Origin of the sequence: Clavibacter sp., from assembly GCF_014802555.1 — a bacterium.
In the GTDB taxonomy this organism is placed as follows: domain Bacteria; phylum Actinomycetota; class Actinomycetes; order Actinomycetales; family Microbacteriaceae; genus Clavibacter; species Clavibacter sepedonicus.
The window spans coordinates 63,332-70,892 of record NZ_JAAVCB010000029.1 but is presented as its reverse complement, the minus strand read 5'-3'; the positions used below and the strand labels follow the sequence as shown (position 1 = coordinate 70,892).

The window sequence follows — 7,561 nt, the reverse complement described above, 5'->3', positions numbered from 1 at the left end:
CGCGCCGACGCGCTTGACCCCTTCATCGAGCACTACAACACTGAACGAATCCACTCAAGCCACGGGCTCACGCCCGCGGCCCGAGTGTCACCAACGTCATGACCCAGTACAGCTAGCGCTACGCGCTCTTCCTCTCGGCGGCGGGCGCCTTCTTCGCGGCCGGCTTCTTCGCGGCCGGCTTCTTCGCGGCCGGCTTCTTCACGGACGCCGTCTTCGTGGCGGCCTTCCGGTCCGCCTGATCGGCCCCGCTGTCGGACGCCTTCACCTTCGCCTTCCCCTTCGCCGCCGCCTTCCGCGCGGGCGCGTCCTTCCGCGCCGCCGTCTTCCTCCCCGAGGATCCCCCGCCCCGGCTCCGCTCGATGCTCCGCTTCAGCGCGTCCATCAGGTCGAGCACCTCGCCGCCCTCGCCCTCGTCCTCCTCCTCGGAGCCCTCCCCGAACGTCGCGTCGGTGTCGAGCGAGTCGCCCTGCGCGAGCTTCGCGTCGATGAGGGTCTTCAGCTGCTCCTGGTACTCGTCGCTGAACTTCGACGGGTCGAAGTCCTCCGCGAACCCCTCCACGAGCTGCGCCGACATCTTCAGCTCCCGCGGCGAGACCTTCGGTGCCGCATCCAGCGACGGGAAGTCGGCCTCGCGCACCTCGTCGTCCCAGAGGAGCGTCTGCAGCATGAGCACGTCGCCGCGCACGCGGAGCGCCGCGAGCCGGGTGCGCTGGCGGAGCGTCACGTGGACGATCGCCGTGCGGTCGGTCTCTTGCAGCGTCCGGCGGAGGAGCGCGTACGACTTGGGGCTCGAGGAGTCGGGCTCGAGGAAGTAGCTGCGGTCGAGCATCACGGGATCGACCTGGTCGCTCGGCACGAACTCGACGACGTCGATCTCGCGGCTCTTCTCCTCGGGGAGCGCGGAGAGGTCCTCCTCGGTGATCACGACGGTGCGGTCGCCGTCGTCGAAGGCCTTGTCGATGTGGGCGTAGTCGACGACCTTGCCGCACACCTCGCAGCGGCGCTGGTAGCGGATCCGCCCGCCGTCGGCGTCGTGCACCTGGTGCAGCGGCACGTCGTGGTCCTGCGTCGCGCTGTAGACCTTCACGGGCACGTTGACGAGGCCGAAGGTGACGGCGCCCTTCCAGATGGCTCTCATGGATCCAGTGAACACCCGGTCGCCCGCCGCGCCCCGGCCGCGCCCGGCCGCCCGGGCCATGCTGGAGCGATGGCAGGGCAGAGGCAGCAGGTGAAGGTCGAGGGTCGGCGGATCACGCTGTCGAACCTCGACAAGGTGCTGTACCCGGCGACCGGCACGACCAAGGGCGACGTGATCGCGTACTACGCGGCCATCGCGCCGCACATGCTGCCGCACCTCCGCGACCGGCCCGTGACCCGCAAGCGCTGGGTCGACGGCGTGGGCACGGACGAGCACCCGGGGAAGATGTTCTTCCAGAAGGACCTCGACGCGCACACGCCCGAGTGGGTGCAGCGGCGCGCGATCCAGCACCGCGACCACACGAACGACTACCCCCTCGTCGGCGACGTCGCCACGCTCACCTGGCTCGGGCAGATCGCGGCGCTCGAGCTGCACGTGCCGCAGTGGCGGTTCGGCCGCACGGGCGACGAGCGGCGCCCCGACCGGCTCGTGCTGGACCTCGACCCGGGCCCGGGAGCCGGGCTCCCCGAGTGCGTCGAGGTCGCGAAGGCGGCGCGCGCGATCCTCCGTGACATGGGCCTCGAGCCGTACCCGGTGACGAGCGGGTCGAAGGGGATCCACCTCTACGCCGCGCTCGACGGCAGCCACGACGCCGCCGCGGTCTCCGAGGTCGCGCACGAGCTCGCCCGGGCGCTCGAGGCCGACCACCCGGACCTCGTGGTCAGCGACATGAAGATGGCGCTGCGGCAGGGCAAGGTGCTCGTCGACTGGAGCCAGAACAACCCGGCCAAGACGACGGTCGCGCCGTACTCGCTGCGCGGGCGCTCCCGTCCCACGGTCGCGGTGCCGCGCACCTGGCGGGAGCTCGCGTCGCCGGGCCTCCGGCATCTGGAGTTGGACGAGGTCGTCGCGCGGATGCGGAGGCGCCAGGATCCGCTCGCCCCCGTCGAGGAGGGCCACCGCGAGAGCCTGGAGCCGACGCGCGAGCGGCTCGCGGGCTTCGCGCGCAAGGAGCCGGACACCGCGGACGACCGCCTCGCGACCTACCGGTCCAAGCGCGACGCCGCCAGGACGAGCGAGCCCGTCCCCGCCGACGCGCCCGCTTCGTCGGAGGGCCGCTCGTTCGTGATCCAGGAGCACCACGCCCGCGCGCTGCACTGGGACTTCCGGCTGGAGCACGACGGCGTGCTGGTGAGCCGGGCCCTCCCCAAGGGCGTCCCCACCGAGCACGGCACGAACCACCTCGCGGTGCAGACCGAGGACCACCCGCTGGAGTACGGGTCCTTCGAGGGCACGATCCCCGCGGGCGAGTACGGCGGCGGCGAGGTCACCATCTGGGACGCGGGCACCTTCGAGCTGGAGAAGTGGCGCGACGGCAAGGAGGTCATCGCGACGCTGCACGGCCGCGGCGACGGCACCGGGATCGACGGACCGCGGCGGTACGCGCTCATCCACACGGGCGGGCACGGCAAGGCCGACGCGAACTGGCTGATCCACCTGATGGAGCCGGCCGACGCCCCGGCGACGACGCACGCGAAGCCCGCGCGCCCCGCGTCGCTCGAGAGGGCGGGCAGGCGCACGCGCGTCGGCGCGCGGCGGAGGGGCGGCGCCGCATCCGCCCCCGCCCCCATGCTCGCCACGGCCGCCACGGGTGCCGACCTCGACCCGGACGAGGAGTGGGCCATCGAGATGAAGTGGGACGGCTACCGCGCCATCGCCGTCGTCGCCGACGGCCGGGCGACCATCACGAGCCGCAACGGCGTCGACCTCACGCCCGCCTTCCCCGAGCTCGTCGAGCTGCCCGACTCGCTCGACGTCGACGCGGCGGTGCTCGACGGCGAGATCGTCGTGCTCGGAGCCGGCGGCCGTCCCGACTTCGGGCTCCCCCAGACGCGGCTGGGCCTCACGGGCGAGAAGGAGATCGCGCGCGCCCGGAAGGCCGCGCCCGTGCACCTCATGCTGTTCGACGCGCTCGCGATCGGCGACCGCGTGCTCGTCGAGGAGCCGTACCGCGAGCGCCGCGCCGCCCTCCTCGACGCCGTCCGGTCGCCGGGCCGCGGCCGGATCCAGGTCCCGCCCGCCTTCGACGGCGACCTCGACGGCGCGCTCGCCACCAGCCGCGAGCTCGGCCTCGAGGGCGTCGTCGCGAAGCGCGTCGACGCGCCCTACGAGTCCGGCCGCCGGTCGAGCGCGTGACTGAAGGTCAAGCACCACCGGGCCCAGGAGGTCGTGGTCGGCGGGTGGCGGCCCGGATCCGGCAGCCGCGCATCCGGCATCGGCTCGCTGCTGGTGGGCGTCCCCGGACCCGACGGCCTGGCCTACGCCGGCCGCGTCGGCACGGGCTTCACGGAGCGCGACCTCGCCGACGCGCTCCGCCGGTTCCGCCCGCTCGCGCGGAAGACGAGCCCCTTCGCCGACGTGCCGGCCGCCGACGCCCGCGACGCGCACTGGGTCACCCCGCGCCTCGTCGGCGAGGTCGAGTTCGCCGAGTGGACCTCGACGGGCCGCCTGCGCCAGGCGTCGTGGCGCGGCTGGCGCCACGACAAGTCGGCCGACGAGGTCGTCCGCGAGGGCTGATCCACAGCCGCACGACCGCAGATGGGTGAGGCGGACCTTCCCATGCACGTTATGACCGCAACCGCGCCCGCCCGCGCGCGCCCGATACGCTCGTGCCATGAAGTTCGCCCACCTGCTCGCCGACGACGGCGTGACCCCCCGACTGGCCGCGATCGTCTCGGAGGGCGAGGCGCTCTTCCTCGACGAGGTGCTCGACGACTCCCCGCGCGACCTGCAGGACCTCATCGAGCGCGGTGACGACGAGCTGGCCCGCGTCCGCGCGACCGTCGAGCGCGCCGTCGCGAGCCGCACCAACACCACGCCGGTGGACGGCCTCACGCACGCCTCCGCGATCCTCCGCCCGCCGGCCGTCTACGCCGTGGGCCTCAACTACTCCGCGCACGCCGAGGAGCTCAACATCACGAGCGCCTCCGCCCCCACGGTCTTCGCGCTCTGGCCCAACTCGCTCTCCGGCCACGAGGGCACCACGAGCTGGCCGCGCTCGCTCAGCGAGGAGGTCGACTACGAGGTCGAGCTCGGCGTGGTCATCGGCCGCGCCGCCCGCGACGTGTCCGAGGCGGATGCGCTCGACCACGTGTTCGGCTACACGGTCGTCAACGACATCACGGCCCGCAACCTCCAGTTCTCGGAGCAGCAGTGGAGCCGCTGCAAGAGCTTCGACGGCTTCTCCCCCACGGGTCCCGTCGTCGTCACGCGCGACGAGATCGCCGACCCGCAGGACCTCCGAATCACCACGGTCCTCGACGGCGAGACGGTGCAGGACGGCCGCACGAGCGGCATGGTCCGTACGGTCGCGCGCCTCGTCTCCTACCTCTCCACGTCGTCCACGCTCCAGCCGGGCACGCTCATCTCCACGGGCACGACGAGCGGCGCCGGCTACTCGCGCGACCCGCAGATCTTCCTCAAGGACGGGAGCACCGTCACGGTCTCCGTCGAGGGCATCGGCTCGCTGACGACGCACACGCGCATCCTCTGACGATCGGTGCCGCGCGTAAGGTCGATCGCATGACCGACCAGCCGCAGGACCCGATCCACGACCACTCCATCCCCGAGGACGCCGACCTGTCGGCGCCCGACGCGGCGGATCCCGAGACGGACGAGCTGCACGACGCGACCGGCCGGAAGGGCGACGCGGACGCGTAGCCGCTCCCGGACGACGCACGACCGCCGCGTCTAGGCTGGACGGATGATCAACCGTCTCCTCTTCCTCGCCGGCATCGGCACCGGCTACGTCCTCGGCGCGCGCGCCGGACGCAAGCGCTACGAGGGCATCGCGCGCACGTCGCGCACCGTCTGGGCGAGCGAACCCGTGCAGCGCGGCGTCCGCCAGGTGCAGACCGTGCTCGACGAGAAGGGCCCCGTCGTCGTCGAGCGCACGGTGGAGACCGCCCGGGAGGTCGCGGACTTCGTCGGCCACGCCGTCCAGGGCGCCGCGGTCGCCGTCGGCCGCACCGCGCACACGGTGGGCGAGCGCATCGGCACCACCACGCAGGACATCGCGGGCCGGGTCGGCAGCACCACGCAGGACATCGCGGGCCGGGTCGGCAGCACCACCCAGGACATCGCGGGCCGGGTCGGCAGCACCACCCAGGACATCGCGGGCCGGGTCGGCGACACCGCCAAGGACCTCGGCACCCGCACCGCGGACCAGACCAAGCACGTCGTCGACCGCGTCGGCCAGCAGGCCACCGAGGTCGGCCAGCGCGTCGCCGAGACCGCCGAGGACGTGCGCGGCCGCGTCGTCGAGACCGCCGAGGAGGCGCGCACGCGCGTCCAGGCGACGGCCGAGGACCTCCGTGAGCGCGGCGAGGAGGCCGGCCGCCGCGCCGTCTTCACCGCGGCCGAGGCACGCGACGAGGCGCTCGCGTCCTTCGACGATGAGGACGAGACCGGCCCCGTCGCGATCCCGACCGAGGCGGCCGATGCGACCGCTCCGACGGAGGCTCCCGCGCCCGCACCCGCACCCGCGAAGCCGAAGGCCGCCGCGAAGAAGGCCGCCCCCAAGGCGAAGGCTGCCCCGACGACGTCCGACGCCCCGCACGTGCCGACCCCGGGCGACATCGCCGGATCCGTCCACCCCGAGGAGCCCGCGCACGCCGCCCCCGCCGACGACGCGACCGGCACCACCCCGGCCCGCACGTCCGACGACGCCTGACGCCGAGGACCGCACCCCGCACGCGACAGCGCGCCGCAGCCCTCGGGCCGCGGCGCGCTGTCGTCGTCCCGGGGCGGGTCAGTCGGCCTGCCCGCCCTCCTCGGCCGCATGCGCCGCGAGCATCTCCGGCGTGATCACGGACATGGCCGCCGTCACGGGCTCGAGGCCCGAGAGCCGGTCGGGCGCGAGGATCTTCTCCACCTGCGTCCGCGTCATGAGCCCCGCCTCGACGACGAGGTCCGGGATCGACGCGCTCGTCATGAGCGCCGTCTTCGCGAGGCTGGAGGACGCGGCGTAGCCGATGTACGGCGTGAGCGCGGTGACGACGCCCACCGACGACTCCACCTGCGCCGCGAGCCGCTCGGTGTTGGCGGTGATCCCGTCGATGCAGTTCACACGCAGCGTCTTCGCCGCGTTCCGCAGCCAGCTCAGCGACTGCAGCAGCGAGTGCGCGATGACCGGCTCGAACGCGTTGAGCTGCAGCTGCCCGCCCTCGGCCGCCATGGTCACCGTCACGTCGGCGCCGGCGATGGAGAACGCGACCTGGTTGACGACCTCGGGGATCACGGGATTGACCTTGCCCGGCATGATGCTGGATCCCGCCTGCCGCGGCGGCAGGTTGATCTCGCCGAGCCCCGCCTGCGGCCCCGACGACAGCAGCCGGAGATCGTTGCAGATCTTCGACAGCTTGATGGCGCCGCGCTTGAGCGTCGACGACAGCGTCATGAAGACGCCCGCGTCGCTCGTCGCCTCGATGAGGTCGCTCGCGGTCACGAGCGTGTAGCCCGTGATGGCGCTGAGGTGCCCGCGCACGGCGGCCGCGTAGTTCGGATCCGCCGTGATGCCCGTGCCGATCGCCGTGGCGCCCAGGTTGATCTCCGACAAGAGCGGCACGAGCTCCCCGAGCCGCGCGTGGTCCTCCTCGAGCGTGGTGGCGAAGCCGTGGAACTCCTGGCCGAGCGTCATGGGCACGGCGTCCTGCAGCTGAGTGCGCCCGACCTTCAGCACCTGCGAGAACTGCGCGCCCTTCGCGAGGAACGAGCGGCGCAGCAGGTCGAGCTCGTCGAGCGTCTGCAGCAGCGAGTGGATGAGGGCGACCTTGAGCGCGGTCGGGTACGTGTCGTTCGTCGACTGGCTGCGGTTCACGTCGTCGAGCGGGTGCATGTGCTGGTAGTCGCCGAGCGCGTGGCCGGCCCGCTCGAGGGCGCGGTTCGCGATGACCTCGTTGGTGTTCATGTTGGTGCTCGTGCCGGCGCCGCCCTGGATCACGCCGACCACGAACTGGTCGTGCAGGTGCCCGGCGATGATCTCGGTGCAGACCTCGTCGATCTGCTTCGCCTTCCGCGCATCGAGCACGCCGATCTGCACGTTGGCGCGGGCCGCGGCCTGCTTCACCTGCGCGAGCGCGACGACGAACTCCGGGTAGACGCTGAGCGGCCGCAGGCTGATGGGGAAGTTGTCGAGCGCGCGCGCCGTGTGGATCCCCCAGTAGGCGTCGGCGGGGACGTCCATGCTCCCCAGGCTGTCGGTCTCGGTGCGGACGGGGTGGCCGTCCGAGGTCGGGATGCGGTCGTCGTTCGGGCTGACAGGGGTCATGTGGAGGCTCCATCGTCTCGTCGCTCGTGGCATGAGGGCCCTTCGACCCTACTAGCGGGGTCGCGCACCTCCGAGGCCGCCCGGGGCCGCGGATA

At 72.9% G+C, this 7,561-nt stretch carries 5 protein-coding genes and 2 pseudogenes; 5 read left to right on the top strand and 2 right to left on the bottom strand.

The genetic code is table 11. The features are described 5' to 3' along the window. A pseudogene (locus HDR73_RS03795) lies at window positions 1–102 on the top strand (IS481 family transposase); the annotation flags it as partial. 16 nt (window positions 103–118) lie between these two features. Here HDR73_RS03795 and ku read toward each other — a convergent pair. Beyond that, complete coding sequence (gene ku, locus HDR73_RS03790) at window positions 119–1,138, bottom strand: non-homologous end joining protein Ku (protein WP_012298555.1); 1,020 nt, start codon at window positions 1,136–1,138, stop codon at window positions 119–121. 69 nt (window positions 1,139–1,207) lie between these two features. Here ku and HDR73_RS03785 point away from each other — a divergent pair. The 4 genes and pseudogenes from HDR73_RS03785 (at window position 1,208) to HDR73_RS03770 (ending at window position 5,870) form a co-directional block, all read left to right on the top strand. Then, window positions 1,208–3,715: pseudogene (locus HDR73_RS03785) on the top strand (ATP-dependent DNA ligase). A gap of 97 nt (window positions 3,716–3,812) precedes the next feature. After that, window positions 3,813–4,691: a fumarylacetoacetate hydrolase family protein gene (locus HDR73_RS03780; RefSeq protein WP_012298554.1), complete on the top strand. Its 879-nt coding sequence runs from the start codon at window positions 3,813–3,815 to the stop codon at window positions 4,689–4,691. A gap of 29 nt (window positions 4,692–4,720) precedes the next feature. Beyond that, a complete protein-coding gene (locus HDR73_RS03775) occupies window positions 4,721–4,858 on the top strand; it encodes a hypothetical protein (protein WP_012298553.1) in 138 nt (45 codons plus the stop codon). 43 nt (window positions 4,859–4,901) lie between these two features. Next, on the top strand, window positions 4,902–5,870 hold the full coding sequence (locus HDR73_RS03770) for an apolipoprotein A1/A4/E family protein (RefSeq protein ID WP_287136234.1): 969 nt from the start codon (window positions 4,902–4,904) through the stop codon (window positions 5,868–5,870). 78 nt (window positions 5,871–5,948) lie between these two features. Here HDR73_RS03770 and HDR73_RS03765 read toward each other — a convergent pair whose 3' ends face one another. Beyond that, complete coding sequence (locus tag HDR73_RS03765; RefSeq protein WP_012298551.1) at window positions 5,949–7,466, bottom strand: aspartate ammonia-lyase; 1,518 nt, start codon at window positions 7,464–7,466, stop codon at window positions 5,949–5,951. Between the last annotated feature and the right edge of the window lie 95 nt (window positions 7,467–7,561).